Here is a 16,680-nt window from a genome sequence, read left to right on the forward strand (position 1 = left end):
GGCCGCGGCACCAACTCGTGTGGAGTGATACAAACACGCCAACCAGGTCTCGGCATGGTGGGCAACAGTACGTGGACATCTGTCCATCCGTGCACAAAATGTGGCGCTCGCGATCGGACGATCCGGAGGCGGGGGATTCCGTGACACCACACCTTTGAAAGTCCGGGCCGAGGGCTTGGCCATGGACAGCATTGTCGAGGGAACCTTGTACGCCTGGGCACGGACCGGTACCGGCGATTGGCTTGCGAGCGTGTCGTTTTCGATCCCCACCGGCAACAAAATGGGACGGCTCGACCTCGACCGACAATGGTGCCCCGCCGCCGCCATCACACCCATCACATGACCGACACCACCACCGAAGAAGCCATCAGGATCGACCTCAACCACCGACAATCAACACACACCACCGCAGCAGCACAGGAGAGACCGTGAACATCGGCGACCGCTACCACCTCGCACCCGGAGCACCCGGCATCGTCGTCGTACGCGACATCCAACCCGAGGGCCTCATCCTCGTCGAAAACGAAACACCAGGCCCCGGCGTCTACCCCTACCTCGTCAAACCCGACACCCTCGTACCCGCCACCACCTGAACGGCCAACCCTGCAGCAGCCACCCCATCAACAAACGGGCAGCCAGCAGGTGAATCCACTCTCGCTCAGTCCTAATCAATGGCGCACCGGTGCCACCATCGCGTGGACTCGAACTGGCTCAACGGGATCGGGGAGAGCGGTGCGAACTGTTGATCTTCTTGAATAACTCCTCGAAATTGTCGAGAGTCTCTGCACTCAAGGCATCAACGAGGTCTGGGTTGCGCATCAGAGCGTCTGCGGGGCCATAGTGGTCAAACGAGCCATGGTGTGCTTTGAGCCTCTCCACAATCCGTGATGCCTTTTGATCCTCAAGGTTCGCTTCTGTGATCGAGGTGTTGTAGGCCTTGTTGAATAGCGTCAAATAGTCAGCCACAGTGAATAAATCTTCGATGTCCGCGTGGGTGCGCGAAACTACTTCACCAACTCTGATCAAACGGTTGCGATGTATCCGCCCGGCGTCCAAGGCTGCCTGTATCCGGCCTCCACCTTCGGTACCGGAATCCATCACGACGGTCAGATCTGTCCTGGCTCCGAGCAGGGCGATATATGCAGGCAAATTCGACGCACCGCCGGTCGGCAGAAGACTCCACCTGGCATGGAGCGGCGTGCGTTCAGTCGCGGCCATCCGAGCAGACAACACAGTCAGGAACACAACGTCACTAGCACCCTCGACAGCAACGTTGTCCTTACCCACGAACAGGTGCTGGGTCGCGTCGTACCCAAGGGCCGCTTGGAGCGGGAACAAGCTGTTGTCATTGACCCCTAGGACATCTTGTGTGACCTTCGCTCCCACACTCTTGCCCTTGTCTTCCACTATGCGTATCCGCTCGATCCGATCGGTTTCGACCATGAATGGCGAATGCGTGGTGTACACGACCTGCACTGCAGAACCCAGACGATCGTTGAGAAACGTCAGCAGGTCGCGCTGAGCCAAACCATGCAAGCTCAGACCCGGCTCGTCCAGCAGGACAATGAAATTTGTGCCCTTACTTTTCGCCTCGAACTCGGTGAACGCCGCAAGGAACGAGAAAAACCACTGGAATCCGTGGGACCGGCGGTCGATGTTCGACGTGTATCGGTGCTCGGTGTTTTCCACCCGGATCTCGAGATAGTGATCGATCTCGGCCCTAGTGCTGTCGGGGTACCCGTTGTTCGTCGGTACGAGTCGCACGTCCTTGTCCAGATCGAACGCCACTCTCAGGTTCGCGTTCTGCTTCCAGTACGTGAAAATCTCGTCGGTCAGATCTGCACTGACCGCTTCCAGCTCTGCCTTTCGGTCTTCATAGTCATCAGAAACCAGTTCCTCGGGGGAAGTATTGGCAAGGTTGAGCAGAGCCCGCGCGGTCTGGGTGCCGGTGGATGCGATCGCATCGGCTCCATTCAAGCTGGCGATGTTGATTCGGCCGGGTAGCAGGGCATACTCGTCGAAATAGAAGAAGGTCGGAACCCGGGCCCAGATGGCGTTACGACTCCGGTCGAACGGGTTCTTGTCGCCGTCAAACACCGCTTTGACTTCAGCGACGTCGTCTTGCCACCCGTCTTTGCTCTCGAGTTCTGCGAGGACCTTCCGTACCGCGGCGAGACTATTGGCCTGCCCGAACGCTTCGCGGGCCTCGTTTGAGATGTCCAACTTCGACAGCGCCGCCGCGACCAGGACGGACCCGTTTGCCGGGTTGGTAACGAAGGCTTGGGGCTCGTTGTACCAACGCGATACGGTTACCGTCCTCGATGCCATGACACCTGCGCCGAACCTGTCCTCCATGGCTGTTACGTCGGCGTCGTCCAGCTCGAAAACGGCCGAAATCGCACTTTCAGACCCGATAGTGTCCTCGCGCTGGTCCTTCTTCCACAACCACCTCGGGTAGTCGTCCTTCACTACCAATTCCGCTTTGCCGTGAGGCTTGATACGGAGAAGCGCCTGAAGAAAGCTCGTCTTGCCAGCCTCATTCAAACCCACCAAGCACGTGAGTGAGTCGTCGAAAAGCAGCTCGCCGCTATCGACGATGTTCCTGAATTTTCTGATACGGACCGACTTCAATCGCACCCAAGTCTCACTTCCTCGATTAGTGTGCTCAAGGCTACCCAGAGTCGACCCCGGTAAGGGGCAACCTCAAAACTAAAGCTACCGCGACACCGAGCGTCGTCACCCTCCGTCGCTCCCGCACAATCACCTTCACAGCCGTACCCCACACCACGCCGCCGTAGAGCACCAGCTCCGGCGGCGTTCCGCGTCCCACCACCCGAAGCCGGCCACGTTCACAAGCAGGCCCTGGCGGGCCACACGCACCCCTACGGACTGCACCGAACCGAACTCCGCTTCGCTCCGCACTCAAAAGAGCGAAAAGAATCAATTTCTTTCGACGTAGGTGGCTTCTCCGAGCATCCATCACCCGTGCCCGCCGGCTCAACCCCTCGCTCCGCTGCGCTACGGCCAAGGCTCCGAACACTTTTCGTCCCGTAGTCGCTGCGCTCCCACGAAAACTGTCCGGCCGAAGGGTTGCCCCGTCGTTCCCGTGCGCTGGTTTCTCTCCCCAGCCACCACGGCGAAAGAAATTGGCAGGGCGAAGGTCCGGCCACCAGTCGAGAGGAACAGGTCACCATGCGAGCACAGCACCCCACCACCGCCGACGAAATCGACATCATCGTCCACCGAAACGGCAGCCGCAAAGTCCGGCGCACCGTCAAACGCGCCAGCGCACGCCGCGACCGCCGCACCGCCCGCCGCGAACTCCGCCACTGAAAACCGCGCTACCCCAACCACACCCGCACACACCGAAAGGCTTTCGCCATGACCCAACACCGCATGTCCCTCGCCACCGCTGCCGACACCCTCGCCGCCATCCCCGCCCTGCTCGGCTTCACCCCCGACAACTCTGTCGTCATCATCGCCCTGGCCGACGACGGGAACGGCTCGCACCTGGTCGCGCCTACCGCCCGCGTCGACGCCCACCAGGCCGAAGCCGCCGCAGGCATCATCACCGACGCGCTCACCCGGCAGGACACCCCCGTCACCGCCGTCATCCTCGCCGCCATCGCAGACACCACCCACGCAGGCGCAGCCCTGCTCGGACTCGACGCCATCCGCGACGCGCTCGCCGCAGTCGGAATCCGAACCATCCGCGCCCTGCACACCTACAGCCTCACCGCAGGAACCACCTTCACCGACCTCGACCGCTTCACCGACGGCACCATCCCCGACCCCGCCACCACCGAACTCGCGACCGCCCGCACCGCAGACGGAGCCGTCATCGCCCCATCACGCGCCGACCTCGAGGCCCGATACGCCCCCACCACCGAGATTCCCGAATCCCTCGCACTCGCCGCCGCCGCCACGATGGGCACCGACTTCCTACCCGTCACCTTCGACGAGCTCGCAGCCGTCATCCACGCCCGCGAAATCCCCAGCGCCGACCTCACCGCCCGCGTCGGCCTGGCACTGGCCACCGGCCACCTCGAAGTCCGAGACGCGTTCCTGGCCCTGTCCGTCCACGGAGACGCCGACGCAGCAGACGCGTTCACCCGCATCGCCGCCCCGCTACGCGGCACCGCCCGCGCGAACGCCCTCACCATCGCCGCCTACTTCCTGTACTGCACCGGCGACGGCGCAGCAGCACACGCAGCACTGCAGGCCGCCGAGCGCACCACCGAACGAGCCAACGTGCCATTGCCCAGCCTGACGGGAATTCTCCTGCGCGTCCTCAACGCCGGAATGCCGCCGGAACAGGTCAGAGGGATCGGCGCAGTCATCACCCCCGACTACGTCGCCGCCCACATCGGCACAGTACAGAGCTACACCTGACGATCGCTGCCGAGCGTGGCCACCGGTTCGAGGTGGCCACGCCCGGCAATCCAGGTCGCGGGCGCGGGGCCGGTGCATCGGGCATCGAGCCCTCACACCGACAAACGCGCACCACCCGCAGCAACGACAGGAGGGCCGGCGGGTGCGGCGAGGTGGCGTGGCAGAGGAAGAGCGGAACAGCGCTCAGAGAGACGTCGGATCGGCCGGCCACACCATATCGACCTCGGCGGCGGCGGGACGAGTGTCCTCGACCCGAACACCGGCCACGATCGCATCGAGCGCCAGATCCGACGGCGGCGGCTCAGCGTTCACCACAGCTTTGGACAAGGCATGTTCGATCCGCGAGCGCTCCATACCCCAGCACCCTACCGACCAGCACGAACACAGCCACCGCCACGAGTGCAGCGACACCGAGAGAGGGAGGTTCTTTTCGATCCGTCTGACTGCGCAACGAGAATGCATCACCCGTCCTCTCCCGGATCAACCCCTTCACTCCGCTCACGCTCCGGCCCACAGGGCCCAGCACGACTGTTCGCCCGACCCGCACTCGCTGCGCTCCCCGGCGAACACTCGCACCGGCCAGGCATTGACCATCGACGCCGTGCGCCGCCGTCTCTTCTCCGCGCCACCCGGAAGCGAAAAGAACGCAATAAAGGAAGCCCGATACACGTATCCGCACCCGTTTTCGACGGGCCCATCGGGTATCGAAATGGGTAAGTGAAAAACACCGAAAAACGTTATAGCGCAACGTAAATGACTATATCTACACCTGGTGCAAACGGCATTTTTGACGTAGAATAAAAGCCAATAGAACAATTCCGAGAAGGAGGCAACCATGTCGATCACCGTGTACACGAAACCGAATTGCGACCAATGCGATGCAACGAAACGACGGCTCGACAAGCACGGTCTCCAATACCGAATCGTCGACATCACCGAAGACGACACCGCCCGCCACTTCGTCACCTCCGAGCTCGGCTACCTCCAAGCGCCCGTCGTGGTCGTCGACCGAAGCGACGGTGACCGCGAAGACTGGTCCGGTTTCCGAATCGGCCGACTCGACGCACTCGCAGCCTGACACCCCCACCGACACAGGAGAACCGCCATGCACCTCGTCCCCGCCTACATCCCCGACGCCGACTACATCGACCGCCAGATCGATGCCGAACTCGCAGCAGAGCGCGACACCGAACAGAACGACACCCCATACGGCGACGCCGAGCAAGTCGCATCGTGACCACCACCCCCGAAGGCGTGGCCGCTAGTAATCCCATATCCGTTCACGACGACTTCTGACCCGACACCGACACGAACGCGAGGCCCGACGATGAACGCACTACGCGCAGTCCCCACACCCGGCGACGACCCGGCAGCGCAGGCACGCGCGGACCTCGCACCCGTCGAGGACCTCGACACAGCGGTCGAACCCGGGTACGACCCGGCCACCGACCCCGAAGCGATGCTCCTGTGCGCCTTGATGGATGTGCGCAACCAGAGTGCCGATGGAAGCGACGTCGAGCGGATCACCAGGACGCTCACCGCGGCGGACTTCGAGGATCCCGCGCACGCGCGTATGTACGGCCACATCGTCGACCTCATCACCGCCGGCCAACCCCACGACTTCGCCTCCGTCACCGGTGCGCTCATCCGATCCGGAGCCGACGGAGCCAAAGACGCCCCGCTACGCAAACGCCTCATGGGCATCGTCACCGCCGGCGCACACTCCGTCGCGGCCGTGCACTACGCCGACAACGTCCTGTCCCAGTCCTACCGCCGCAGCTTCCACATCGCGGGCCAACGACTGGCTCAGGCCGCCGAAGAAGCACCCGAAGCCGACCTGTTCGACTACATGGTCGAACTCGGCATCCGGCAGCGGGCAGCGTTCAAAAGGCTCAACAGCTTTCGGCAACCACCGACATCCTGAACGAACCCGCGCGGGCACCGGTGGGCGCATCGACGACGCCGAGGGCACTACGGTGCTAGCTGGCCACAACCGAAAGACGAGGACCGTGACAGAGACAGGTGAGCACGCCGAACGGCCGCCACAGGGCGCGCCGGACCGCACGAACGCACCCCCGACCGGTGCCGCTGTCGATGCGGGTCTGCCCGTCCACGTCCGCGAGCAGATCGCTGCTGTCGTCGACGCGTCCGGCGACCTCGAGCGCGTCCCCACCGGTAGTGGCGCGCTGACTGTGCAGGTGTGCTCGGCATCAGAAACCTCGTACGACGCCGCGACGTGGAGCACCCTGGGCACCTACCGCGCCGCTGACGCCGCAACCTTGGCCGAACGGCTGCTCGACGCTCTCGGAGACAGTGCGAACATCGGCACCGACCTCGGTGTCCTCATCGTCACCCACACCCACACCGACACCCTGGAGGCACCGGCCATGACCGCACCCACCGCCGACGGAACCCGCGCGCCGGCCGCCGCGCCGCTGCTCACCCTCGACCTCGCCAAAGCCGACGTGCTCGACGACGACTTCGAGTGGCCCGAACCGGGCAGCGCGCAGGCATTGTGGACTCCGCACTGGCTGCTGCAGGCCGCGATCAACTCCGGGGCCGTCACCTACGACCGGCGACTGTGGGGCGAGCTCGCACTGTCGGCCGAGTTCACCGCCCCGAACCGGCACGAGCTCGAATTCGTGATCACCTATGAGATCGACGGCGCACCGAACATCGTCGACGGTGACACCACCGACTACCCCGCCGACTTCAACGAACTCTCCGACGAGGAACAGAACGCCGTCCCCTCCACACTGGTCCCGAACCCGGAGACCGCAGCGTCGTGGCTGACGTACCTCGTCGACGCCTTCAACGCCGTGCACGCGAGCACCGACAAGCTCGTCCGCGGCTGGCCCCACCAGTAGAACCCCTGGAACGATCGAACCCCCGACCACAATATGGCGGGGGTTCATCTGTCGGGCAGTCGCTGTCGCCGAGAAGGACGCAGGCTAGGGCATGAACGTACTGCGACCGGAGCTGAACAATGCACCGAGCGCGAACGCGAACGCGAACACGGCCACGAACACCACGATCCGGAACACACCACTGGCGAGCATTCCCGTCGCGCGCAACGGCGCGAATTTCCACGTGCCGTCCGCTCGCTGTCCGGACCGCAACACCACGTACGCCAGGATCGCAGCGGCCACGAGATACACAGCCATCTCCAGCCCACCCCTTTCGTTCCTCGTGTCCTTCACTCGCGCAGACGTTTCGACGCGACCGGTCTTCGATTGGCTGTCAGTACACACCCACCCACCGACACAGTCGGTGCCACAACCGACCGGCCATCACCGCCCACACACGTTCGGGAGTCAGAACAGCGTCGGGGAAGCCTCATCGAGCAACGCAGTACGCACAGCGCCCTCGTCCCACCCACCGCGCACCGCATCGCGCAGCCGCCGCGACCGCGCCGCTCTCGCGACCCGATCGGGCCCGTACCAAAGCCCGCGCTGACGCCGGCCACCCCCGCGGCCCTTGGCTCCCATATCGAGCAGGTTCTGTGACTGCGTCCCGTCGACGACGTGACGCACCCCGCCAACGCGGGTGTCCTCGTCGAGAGTGACTCGTACACAGATCGGGTTGTCACACAGGTGCAATGCCGTCACCTCGTCGGTGAGCGGTACACCGAGCGCACGCGCCAACGCGTACCGGTGCGGGCGCACCACCCGCTGCCGGCCATCGCGCATCAACCAGAACCGGCCGTACCCGTCATCGGCTACCGCGCCGACCCAGATCGCACACGAATCAACGTGCGGGCCGCGCACGATGTAGCGCTCGAACCGCGTGAGTTCTGTTGCCCCGCCGATACCTAACGGTTCCGGCACCGACCCGGCCCGCCGACCATCACCTAACGTCTCCCGGCGACTGTGCTTCTACCGGTTCTGTCTCGGCGTCGTGGATCGTCCGGAGCGTCTGCACGGCGGTGAGTTTGAGGACTGGGTCCGAGGTGTCGAACACTCCGAACTTCTCCAACCGCGAGATGTCGACGGGGGAGCGCACGGCCGCGAACACTTCCGCGTCGATCGCCGACTCGAAGTCGCCGCCGGCCGCGAGAGCGTTGATCATCCGCAACAGGTCCGCGAACTGCGGCGCGGTCCGCGTGGTGATGAGAGGGCCGTAGGTGTCGAACGCCTCGTTCGCCTCCGCGGTTTGCAGCAGCGCAAGGATGTCGAGCTCCAACACATCGGACTCGCTCAGGTCCGTCTCAGGGTGGTTGCCGGTCATCGCGCACCCGCCTGATCCATCAACAGCTGTCCGACGGCGTCGGAGATCTCCGTCGGCGTCCCGGCCGAATCGAGCAGGTGCAGTCCGGTGTCGACCGGACCGCCGCGCACGATCGTCGCGGCGAGGTGCTCCTGCTCGCGGGTGATCGCCAGTACCCAGCATTGCGTGACGACGAACTGGGTTGCGTCGAGCAAGGTGAAGAACTCGCCGTACGCAACCGGTGCTCCCGGCTCACCGGCACTGTCGGCGTAGGCGATCGACGCGGCGAACGTCGACGGGTCGGGCCCGACGGAGTTCGAGACGACGACGCCGAGCGCGCCGAGGGCGCTCACTGCGCACCCTGCCCGGCGGAGGCGAACTCCTGCGCCGCAGGCGGTGTCTCGGAGTTCGGTGCGGGGTCGGTATGCGGGGGAGTAGCGGCGTCGGGCGACTCGCCCGAACCGGGCTTGTCCGCGTCGGTGGCGGTGCTCGCAACACCGATGCGCACCGGCCGCTTCTTGCGTCCCGATCCTGTCGAGGCCGGCTTCGGGGACGCGATGACAGAGGTCGGCACCGTCAACCCCATCTCCCGCAACTGCTGCGCCGTCCATCCACCGTCGAGCGCGGCCCGCAACGCGGTAGTGACCGCGTCCTTGGCCTTCTCGACGGACTTGGCAGAGGACCGTTTCGCGGCCTGGGCTTCCTTGATCGCCGCGTCGGCGGCCGTACGCGCTTTCGCGTCGTCTGCTTCGGCCTCGACGACCTTCTGCTGTGCGTCGGTGATCGCCTCGACCTTCGCGATGCGCTCGTTGATCGCCGCTTCGGCGGCCGCGCGGATCGCGTCCTTGTCCAACGGGGTGACAGTCATGTGTGTGGGCCTTTCTCGTCGAACCGACCGCCCGCAGACACGGGGAGAGTCGGTGAGGGTGCACGTGATCAACGTTCGGCGGAGGGCCCACACGGCACCGCCAGAACGCACTGCAAACTCTACCGCCCAGGCGTCGCAGACGACAGCGGACGGACGAGACGACCTACCTGCCCGACCGGTGCACGGCCCGGCGGGGGAGTCATCGACGAGGGAGGGGATCGGGTGCGGTGCCCCCAACTGTGCACCGGCCTTCATCCTCATGTGGATGCCCGAGATTCCTCCCACCGCTCCGCTCGATCTCAGGCACCCACAATCGGGGCCGGACACACAGATAGGGGACATCGCACCCATACGGTGCTCACGTGGGACCGGCGGGCGAGGGCTCGTCCGGTGGTCCCGTCGAGGTTCCGACAGTGGGGTGTTCACGACGACGTCGAGTCATCGCTCTCAGGAACAGCTCTGACGATCTGACGTGCGGACATCAGCCGCTCGGCCTCTACCAGATCCACGCCGACTAGCTCCGCCGCACGGGGCACAGATCCCTCTGACGTCGACAGCCGTTCCAACTCGGCAGCCATCACCTGTTCGGCGGCGTCCCGTTGTGCCCGCGCTGCAACGAATCGCCGCGCCGCCCTCTCGCGCTCCCGCACCGCTGTACCCGCCTGGCGGGTGGCCTTCTGCCATCCCCGCTCACGGGCGGCTACCCGATCTCCTGTCGACCCCATGACCCCGTTGCCTCTCGATCTCCTGACCCCCGCGACCCCAGCTCCGACCGCCCCAAGTCTGTGGCCTGGCCGAAGACATCTGAGGGCTTGGCCTTACTGCACAGGCTTCGCCTGCCAAAAGCCTAGGTGATTTACACACCTCTTGCTGAATTTCAGACTTTGGGGGGTTCCGGCCTTCCGCCTGCCCGCCTGCGGCGTCTAGGGTGGCGGTGTGATGACGCTCCACGTACTGCACGCGGGCGATGGCTACGAGTACCTGACCAAGCAGGTGGCCACCGCTGACCGCGAACGGGAGCACGGCCAAGATCTGACCGATTACTACACCGCGCACGGCACACCGCCGGGTGTCTGGTTCGGTGCGGGCCTGGACAATCTGGAGCAGATGCAGGCCGGGATCGACCCGACTGCGGGGCCGTCGATCACCGGCGGTGGGCAGGTGTCCGAGCCGCAGATGAAAGCGTTGTTCGGTAGCGGGCTGCATCCGAACGCCTCGGCGTTGATCGAAGATTCAATTACCAAGGGCGCGAACGAGAAGGCCGCGCTCAAAGCAGCCCGCCTGGGCCGTAAGTTCCCCGAATTCTCCAACGACATCGAACTGCTCCGCGAGCACAAGGCAGCGGTGGGGGAGTTCCGTAGGGAGCACGGGCACGCGCCGTCGAAAGCGCAGTCGCAGCAGATCATGGACGAGGTCGGTACCCGGTTGTTCACCGACGGCCACGGCCGCCCGCCGGAAGATCAGCGCGAGCTCCGTTCGTGGATCAGCGCGCAGAAGTCCCGCGTCCGCCAGCCCGTGGCCGGCTACGACCTGGTGTTCACCCCACCGAAAAGCGTGTCGGTGATGTGGGCGCTCGCCGACGACGGGACCCGCCGAGAAATCGAGCGCATCCACAAAGAGACCGTCACCGACGCCCTCGGCTGGATCGAGAAGGAAGCGTGCTTCACCCGTACCGGCAACACCAGCCAGGAAGTCCAGGACACCACCGGTCTGGTCGCGACCCTCTACGACCATTACGACTCCCGCGCCGGGGATCCGAACCTGCACACCCACGCCGTCGTCTCGATCAAGGTCTGCACCGAATCCGACGGTAAATGGCGGGCCCTCGACGGGTCGATCCTGCACCGGTACGCGGTGCCGGCCTCGCAGCGCTACAACGCCACCATCATGTCCAAGCTGCATACCGAACTCGGTTTTTCCCTCGCTGCCCGCTCCACCGGTCACGGCCGGCAGGACGTCGTCGAAATCGAGCAGGTCCCGCGTGAGCTGTGCGAGATGTTCTCCTCACGCCGCAGTCAGATCGAAACGCGCAGAGACCAGCTCGTCGCCGAGTACCGCGCCGAACACGGCCGGATGCCGTCCCCGAAAGCGATGTACTCGCTCTACCAACAGGCGAACCTCGACACCCGCGCCGGCAAGCAGGAACCGCAGACGTTGCGCGAGATGCAGAACGCCTGGCTCACCCGGTCCGCGCAGATCCTCGGCACCCCACGCGAGGTCGACGCCCTCGCCGCGGGGTGGCAACAGGTCCAACGAGAGCACGCCTCCGGTGTGCGCGAGGTCGGCGAGCACATGCGCACCCTCGATTCCCTCGACGAGGAGGTCGAGCGCGTGCTCGAACGCCTCGAAGACAAGCGATCGAACTGGGCGATCACCCACGTCCACTCCGCCGTCGATGCGAACTTCGCCGCCGTCGCGTTCACCGACGACACCGCACGGCGCGCCGCCACTGCCGCCGTGATCGACCGTGTCCTCGCAACATCGGTACACATGCCGCTCCCAGAGCTGCCCGAAGCTCCGACGGCGCTGCGCCGCCGCGACGGCGAGTTCATCCTCACCCGCCCCGGCACCGCCCTGCACACCTCGCACACCGTCCTCGCCGCAGAACGTTCCCTGCTCGACGCCGCACAGACCCCGGTCGCCTACATCGCTCCGCAGGCCGCGCTCGACAAGGTCATCACCGCCGCCGCGAAAGGCAAGGACGGACGCACTCTCAACGCCGGGCAACGTGAACTCGCGGAACATTTCGTCGGTAGCGGCACCCTTGTTGCGGTCGGTATCGGACCGGCCGGCACCGGCAAGACCACCGCCATGAAGGCCGTCGCCGACACGTGGAAGAAGGCCGGATATCAGGTCATCGCACTCGCACCGTCGGCCGTCGCAGCGGAAACCCTCGGTGAGGAAATCGGGGTCACCGCGCACACTCTCGCCACCCTGACCTACCCGTGGCGAGGCAAGAACGGCGACGAACCCCTGACCCTGTCCGACCGGATCGACATTCGCCCCGGTGCGATGCTGCTCGTCGACGAAGCCTCCCTCGCTTCGACCAAAGACCTCGCCGCCATCACCGAGATCGCTGCAGCCAAAGGCGCGGTCGTGCGTTTGCTCGGTGACCCGAACCAGCTCGACGCCGTCGAAACGGGCGGTGCGTTGCGGCTGCTCGCCGAAGAGACTCGCGCGCCCGAACTGACCACCGTTGTGCGGTTCGGCAGCGACACCGAACAGGCCGAGAATTCGCTCGATCTGCGGCACGGCGACCCGGCCAGTCTCGAGATGTTCTACCAACGCGGATGGGTCCACACCGGCACTGCCGCGGAGATGAAGGACGCCGCCGCCGGGGCGTACCTCGCCGACATCGCAGCCGGTAAGTCCTCGCTCGTCATGCTCTCCACCGGCGAGGACGTCCGCACCGTCAACCTCGCCATCCAAGAGCACTTCCGTAGCCAGGGAACGGTGAAGTCCCGCCGCACCGCCGAGCTGTCGGACGAGCTCACCGCAGGGGTCGGAGATACCGTCCTCACCCGCAAGAACGCACGGTGGCTGCGCACCAAGGGTGGTCGGCGACGGAACATGTTCGTCCGCAACGGTGACCTGTGGACCGTCACCGCAGTCGGCAAAGACGGCTCGCTGACCGTCCGCAGCAAAACCCACGACGGCACGGTCACCCTGCCGGCCGACTACGTGTCCGGCTTGACCGAACTCGGCTACGCCGCCACCGTGCACCGCAGCCAAGGCATCACCGTCGACACCTCCCACACCGCGCTCAGCCCCACCACAGACCGGGCCGGGCTCTATGTCGCGGCCACCCGCGGGCGCACCAACAACGAGCTGTACGTGCCCGTCGAACCGGGCGTCACACTCGACACCGAGGGAATGCACCTCTCGGAGATCGACACCCCGAACTCCCGCGAGGTCCTCACCGGCATCCTCGCCAACGACAACGGCCACAAGGCCGCCATCACCGCGATACGCGACGCCGCCGAACACGCGAACAGCCCCGACCGGCTCCGCGAGGCATACCTCGCCGCCCACACCCGGCTTCGTGATCACTGGCTCGACACCGTCCTCGACCGGGCACTCCCGGCAGCGCTTCTGGCGACCGCGCAAGCCGAACACCCCGGAAGCCTCGCAGCACTGCGCGCGACCCTCGCCGAGATCCACGACCGCGGCGACAGCGCCCGCCACGTCCTCGTCGACGCACTCGCCGCCGGCGAGCTCCACACCGCACGCGACGTCGCGAGAGTGCTCAACTCACGGATCATCGAGGCACGCAGCTCCACCGACACCACCGACACCACCGACACGGTGGCCGGCGCTACCGGGCGACCGGAACACGAGCTGCCCCCGCTCCCGCCGCGCACACCCGGCACCGACAAAGAGCTCGACGATTACGCCCGACTCGTCGCCGACCGCTACACCACCGTTCGGCCGGCACCCGCCGAAACCGATGGCATCGGCCGACGGATCCGCGACTACGACGCTGCCCACGCCGAACTCGACGCTGCACGAGTCCAGCGCCCCATCCAGGCCGCGTTCGAACCCGCGACCGCCGAACGCCTCATCGCCGAACCCGGCGTGCACCGACTCGGCCGACACCTGCGCACCGCAGCGCTGGCGGGACTGTCACCGGAGAACGTTCTCGCCTGGCACGCCCAGCAACTGACCACACGCGGCGACGACGTCACCGCCCGCGCCCTCATCAAAGACCTCGTACCCGCCGTCACCGACGCGGCCGAACGCGCGAACACCAGGTGGCTCGCCGAGCACGAAGACACGATGCGCGAGCACTTCCCGATCGCGATGGCCACCGCAGCACGTAGCGACGACCCCCGGTGGAACACCGCTATCGCCCGAATGCGGGAACTGACCGCACACGGCGGCTACGACCTCGACGAGCTGTGCCGCGACATCCACACCGCCACACACCCCGGCGTCCTCGCCGGAGGCATCGTCGACGCACTCGACGACATCGCGCCCACACACCGGACACCGGTCGACCAGGACGCACCGCACTGGGTGCCGTCACCGGACCTCGACGCCCACCTCGTCGATCCCGTCCTAGGCGAGCAACTCGACAACCGATACGACGACATCGCCGCCGAGCACGCCGCCGCCGTCGACCGCATCGCCGCCGTCCCCGACCCGGCCTCGACCCCGGACCTCGAATTCACCCGCCACCTCGAACAGCGGCCCGACGACGACGCCCTCGCGGCCGAATGGAATCGCACCGCCGCTGAGATCGCCGCCTACCGAGACCGCTACCAGATCACCGACACCACCTCGATCGCCGGCGACCGACCCGAGAACCGGGCCGAGCACGCGCCGTACAACACCGTCCACACGAACATCGACACCCTGCACGACCACATTGAGCAGCAACGACGCGACGAGCACGAAGAACAGCAGCGACTACAGCGCGAGGCCGAGAACATCGAGCACCACCACACCATCGCGCAGCAGAACATCGAACACGGACACCAGCGGCGCGGCCCGCGGCTGTAAGCGCGGGCCGGTCGCACTCGTGGCCATCGGTGAGACCGCGTGTGAGGCCGCCCGCCACGCGGACGGCCTCATACACGCCGTGGGCTACTTTCTCGTCAGAGCACCCAGTACGGCGGCGAAGATCGTTGCTCCAATGGATGGGTCCCGCGAGAAGTACGTAGCGGTCGCACCCATAAGTCCCGCAACTGCAAATGCGGCAGGAGTCGTCAGTGACGGAAAGAGGTTCCGTCCGGCCTGGTCAGGATCGTCGTTCGATCCGTTCGGTGTGTTGTTCATGCAGACAACTGTGGCGGGCTCTGGAGCTGCACGCACGCCGCTCGGAGTACCGTGGTGGCCGGTCACCGGGTCTAGGCTGGCCGGACATAGCCCCGTTACTCTTATCTACTTTAACGTTGCAATGTCCGGTTCCCGCAGCACCGGCTACATCGGTACTAATTCGAGGAGATCTGATGGTTGACATGGCGAAATCGGAGGATCTCGGCGAGCCCGAGAACAGCGACGTTACCGACACCGGGGAGCCGTCGGCAATCCCCAAACGGGTGTTCGCTCAAAAGTTCACCGCGGAGCAACAGGCGAAACTCGCGCGTCAGGAGCAGTACAACAAAGCAGTGTTCGAGGGATGGGAGGCGCGCAGGACCGCTCGTCGCGAGGCCCTGCTGGCTCGCAAGGACGCGGTGAAAGCAGCAACCAAGGAATACAGCCTGCTCGGCCTCGGCAGCCAATACGAAGACGTCAGGTTCGAGGACGTCAGAATCCGGACTCCGTTCGTCCGACTCGATCCGAAACGCCCTCTTCGCGCCCCCGGCGAGAAGTATGTTCGCTCAACAGATCTGGACACCCGACCTGCGTCCACCCGCTTGATCAACCGTAAGAACTCGGCACTGAGGGTTCTGATGTCGGCGATTTACGTAGCGCACCTCGAGTTCGAGGCCGGCAAGACGTTCGTCAACAAGCACCCCAACGTGTTCGGCGAACCGGAGCTCGCGGCGTGGTGGAAGCTTTGTGGTCTTCATGTCAAACCAACTTCACCTGCTCGAATCAATCGCGAACGAGGTCGGGCGCTGAACCGGGCGCTGTCCGTGCTGCACGATGTCGGGCTGGTGCACACCGGATCGGACCCGGTGGCGGGAAGGTTCAAGAACTGGATTCTGAACTCCGAGGCCGGAAACGGTCGACGGTACACAGTGCCGGCGGAAAGGCGCAGTCCCGAGACCGTGCGCGTACCGCGCGCATTTTTCGCCCGCGGCTGGCACCTCGTCCTCGAACCGGGCGAGATAGCCACCTTCCTGGCAATCGTCGAATTCACCCAGCGTATGGAGGGGCAGCCGCGCTCGTCGAAAAAAGACATCGGCGTGGCCCTCGGAGAAACGATTCGATGGGAACGCTATGGACTCAGCGAGGACACCTACCTGGAAGCGATCCATGCTCTGGACGAGTTCGGGCTGATCGATGTATTCGACCCGATGCCGAACCGCCGACGTGGAAAGTTGAATCCCTCGCGGAATCTGATTCCGGCAGGTGAAGAGTCCGACGAGCAAGTGCCCTACCGAGTGATCTATCCACCGCCGCCGGACTCGGTGACGGCACCCTTCGCAACCGATGCCGTCGACGTCGTCCTGAGTCGCCTTGCGTACCCCGTGCCGCTCTGGCTGGAGGATCTGCCGGTCGACGACCGCGTGGCCGAACGTTTGTTGGGGAAATGAGGAAGTCCA

18 protein-coding genes are annotated in these 16,680 nt (G+C 65.3%); 9 read left to right on the forward strand and 9 right to left on the reverse strand.

Going from position 1 to position 16,680, the window contains the following annotated elements; genetic code table 11:
* The first annotated feature begins 428 nt into the window (after positions 1 to 428).
* Positions 429 to 593, forward strand: a complete 165-nt coding sequence (locus tag CH275_RS29540) for a hypothetical protein (protein WP_155289017.1) — start codon at positions 429 to 431, stop codon at positions 591 to 593.
* 118 nt (positions 594 to 711) lie between these two features.
* Here the strand turns inward: CH275_RS29540 and CH275_RS17800 are convergent, their stop codons facing one another.
* A complete protein-coding gene (locus CH275_RS17800) occupies positions 712 to 2,637 on the reverse strand; it encodes an ATP-dependent nuclease (RefSeq protein WP_094629913.1) in 1,926 nt (641 codons plus the stop codon).
* 555 nt (positions 2,638 to 3,192) lie between these two features.
* On the opposite strand from CH275_RS17800, the gene CH275_RS29545 reads away from it, so the two are divergent.
* Both CH275_RS29545 and CH275_RS17805 read left to right on the forward strand, forming a co-directional pair.
* Complete coding sequence (locus CH275_RS29545; RefSeq protein WP_155289314.1) at positions 3,193 to 3,333, forward strand: hypothetical protein; 141 nt, start codon at positions 3,193 to 3,195, stop codon at positions 3,331 to 3,333.
* Between the two features lie 48 nt (positions 3,334 to 3,381).
* Positions 3,382 to 4,392: a DUF4192 domain-containing protein gene (locus tag CH275_RS17805; RefSeq protein ID WP_094629912.1), complete on the forward strand. Its 1,011-nt coding sequence runs from the start codon at positions 3,382 to 3,384 to the stop codon at positions 4,390 to 4,392.
* 183 nt (positions 4,393 to 4,575) lie between these two features.
* Here the strand turns inward: CH275_RS17805 and CH275_RS29550 are convergent, their stop codons facing one another.
* Positions 4,576 to 4,746, reverse strand: coding sequence for a hypothetical protein (locus tag CH275_RS29550; RefSeq protein WP_170944875.1), 171 nt, complete (start codon positions 4,744 to 4,746; stop codon positions 4,576 to 4,578).
* Positions 4,747 to 5,227: 481 nt separating this feature from the next.
* On the opposite strand from CH275_RS29550, the gene CH275_RS17810 reads away from it, so the two are divergent.
* The 4 genes from CH275_RS17810 to CH275_RS17820 all read left to right on the forward strand — a co-directional run bounded on the left by CH275_RS17810 (position 5,228) and on the right by CH275_RS17820 (position 7,259).
* Positions 5,228 to 5,470 (forward strand): glutaredoxin domain-containing protein, encoded by a 243-nt coding sequence (locus tag CH275_RS17810; protein ID WP_008719967.1) that lies wholly within the window; start codon positions 5,228 to 5,230, stop codon positions 5,468 to 5,470.
* Between the two features lie 27 nt (positions 5,471 to 5,497).
* Positions 5,498 to 5,629 carry a hypothetical protein gene (locus CH275_RS30060; RefSeq protein WP_254924082.1) on the forward strand — a complete coding sequence of 44 codons (132 nt, stop codon included), beginning with the start codon at positions 5,498 to 5,500 and terminating at the stop codon, positions 5,627 to 5,629.
* 90 nt (positions 5,630 to 5,719) lie between these two features.
* On the forward strand, positions 5,720 to 6,316 hold the full coding sequence (locus CH275_RS17815; protein ID WP_094629911.1) for a DnaB-like helicase N-terminal domain-containing protein: 597 nt from the start codon (positions 5,720 to 5,722) through the stop codon (positions 6,314 to 6,316).
* Positions 6,317 to 6,401: 85 nt separating this feature from the next.
* The gene (locus tag CH275_RS17820) at positions 6,402 to 7,259 is read left to right on the forward strand and encodes a hypothetical protein (RefSeq protein WP_094629910.1); all 858 of its coding nucleotides are present in this window, start codon (positions 6,402 to 6,404) and stop codon (positions 7,257 to 7,259) included.
* An 84-nt stretch (positions 7,260 to 7,343) separates the two neighbouring features.
* Here the strand turns inward: CH275_RS17820 and CH275_RS17825 are convergent, their stop codons facing one another.
* The 6 genes from CH275_RS17825 to CH275_RS17850 form a co-directional block, all read right to left on the reverse strand.
* Entirely contained in the window at positions 7,344 to 7,556 is a 213-nt protein-coding gene (locus tag CH275_RS17825) for a hypothetical protein (protein WP_094629909.1), read from the reverse strand.
* A gap of 150 nt (positions 7,557 to 7,706) precedes the next feature.
* Positions 7,707 to 8,219: a hypothetical protein gene (locus CH275_RS17830; protein WP_094629908.1), complete on the reverse strand. Its 513-nt coding sequence runs from the start codon at positions 8,217 to 8,219 to the stop codon at positions 7,707 to 7,709.
* A 19-nt stretch (positions 8,220 to 8,238) separates the two neighbouring features.
* Positions 8,239 to 8,619: a hypothetical protein gene (locus CH275_RS17835; protein WP_094629907.1), complete on the reverse strand. Its 381-nt coding sequence runs from the start codon at positions 8,617 to 8,619 to the stop codon at positions 8,239 to 8,241.
* Positions 8,616 to 8,951: a hypothetical protein gene (locus tag CH275_RS17840; protein WP_094629906.1), complete on the reverse strand. Its 336-nt coding sequence runs from the start codon at positions 8,949 to 8,951 to the stop codon at positions 8,616 to 8,618. The genes CH275_RS17835 and CH275_RS17840 overlap by 4 nt, the downstream gene beginning before the upstream one ends.
* Positions 8,948 to 9,466 (reverse strand): hypothetical protein, encoded by a 519-nt coding sequence (locus CH275_RS17845; protein ID WP_094629905.1) that lies wholly within the window; start codon positions 9,464 to 9,466, stop codon positions 8,948 to 8,950. Before CH275_RS17845 ends, CH275_RS17840 begins: the two co-directional genes overlap by 4 nt.
* A 422-nt stretch (positions 9,467 to 9,888) precedes the next feature.
* Entirely contained in the window at positions 9,889 to 10,191 is a 303-nt protein-coding gene (locus tag CH275_RS17850) for a hypothetical protein (protein ID WP_094629904.1), read from the reverse strand.
* Positions 10,192 to 10,405: 214 nt separating this feature from the next.
* On the opposite strand from CH275_RS17850, the gene mobF reads away from it, so the two are divergent.
* Positions 10,406 to 14,968 (forward strand): MobF family relaxase, encoded by a 4,563-nt coding sequence (gene mobF / locus CH275_RS17855; RefSeq protein WP_094629903.1) that lies wholly within the window; start codon positions 10,406 to 10,408, stop codon positions 14,966 to 14,968.
* Between the two features lie 84 nt (positions 14,969 to 15,052).
* Here mobF and CH275_RS29245 read toward each other — a convergent pair whose 3' ends face one another.
* Positions 15,053 to 15,244, reverse strand: a complete 192-nt coding sequence (locus CH275_RS29245) for a hypothetical protein (protein ID WP_141214651.1) — start codon at positions 15,242 to 15,244, stop codon at positions 15,053 to 15,055.
* Positions 15,245 to 15,417: 173 nt separating this feature from the next.
* On the opposite strand from CH275_RS29245, the gene CH275_RS17860 reads away from it, so the two are divergent.
* Positions 15,418 to 16,671 carry a hypothetical protein gene (locus CH275_RS17860; protein ID WP_141214650.1) on the forward strand — a complete coding sequence of 418 codons (1,254 nt, stop codon included), beginning with the start codon at positions 15,418 to 15,420 and terminating at the stop codon, positions 16,669 to 16,671.
* Positions 16,672 to 16,680 lie beyond the last annotated feature (9 nt).

The sequence above is a fragment of the Rhodococcus sp. 06-235-1A genome, assembly GCF_002258785.1.
GTDB lineage: Bacteria > Actinomycetota > Actinomycetes > Mycobacteriales > Mycobacteriaceae > Rhodococcoides.

What these genes read in the sequence shown, in the direction of transcription:
- CH275_RS29545 (WP_155289314.1), top strand. Translation starts at nt 3,193, where the DNA reads ATGCGAGCACAGCACCCCACCACCGCCGACGAAATCGACATCATCGTC.
- CH275_RS17805 (WP_094629912.1), top strand. Translation starts at nt 3,382, where the DNA reads ATGACCCAACACCGCATGTCCCTCGCCACCGCTGCCGACACCCTCGCC.
- CH275_RS29550 (WP_170944875.1), bottom strand. Translation starts at nt 4,746, where the DNA reads ATGGAGCGCTCGCGGATCGAACATGCCTTGTCCAAAGCTGTGGTGAAC.
- CH275_RS17810 (WP_008719967.1), top strand. Translation starts at nt 5,228, where the DNA reads ATGTCGATCACCGTGTACACGAAACCGAATTGCGACCAATGCGATGCA.
- CH275_RS30060 (WP_254924082.1), top strand. Translation starts at nt 5,498, where the DNA reads ATGCACCTCGTCCCCGCCTACATCCCCGACGCCGACTACATCGACCGC.
- CH275_RS17815 (WP_094629911.1), top strand. Translation starts at nt 5,720, where the DNA reads ATGAACGCACTACGCGCAGTCCCCACACCCGGCGACGACCCGGCAGCG.
- CH275_RS17825 (WP_094629909.1), bottom strand. Translation starts at nt 7,556, where the DNA reads ATGGCTGTGTATCTCGTGGCCGCTGCGATCCTGGCGTACGTGGTGTTG.
- CH275_RS17835 (WP_094629907.1), bottom strand. Translation starts at nt 8,619, where the DNA reads ATGACCGGCAACCACCCTGAGACGGACCTGAGCGAGTCCGATGTGTTG.
- CH275_RS17845 (WP_094629905.1), bottom strand. Translation starts at nt 9,466, where the DNA reads ATGACTGTCACCCCGTTGGACAAGGACGCGATCCGCGCGGCCGCCGAA.
- CH275_RS17850 (WP_094629904.1), bottom strand. Translation starts at nt 10,191, where the DNA reads ATGGGGTCGACAGGAGATCGGGTAGCCGCCCGTGAGCGGGGATGGCAG.
- mobF (WP_094629903.1), top strand. Translation starts at nt 10,406, where the DNA reads ATGACGCTCCACGTACTGCACGCGGGCGATGGCTACGAGTACCTGACC.
- CH275_RS29245 (WP_141214651.1), bottom strand. Translation starts at nt 15,244, where the DNA reads ATGAACAACACACCGAACGGATCGAACGACGATCCTGACCAGGCCGGA.
- CH275_RS17860 (WP_141214650.1), top strand. Translation starts at nt 15,418, where the DNA reads ATGGTTGACATGGCGAAATCGGAGGATCTCGGCGAGCCCGAGAACAGC.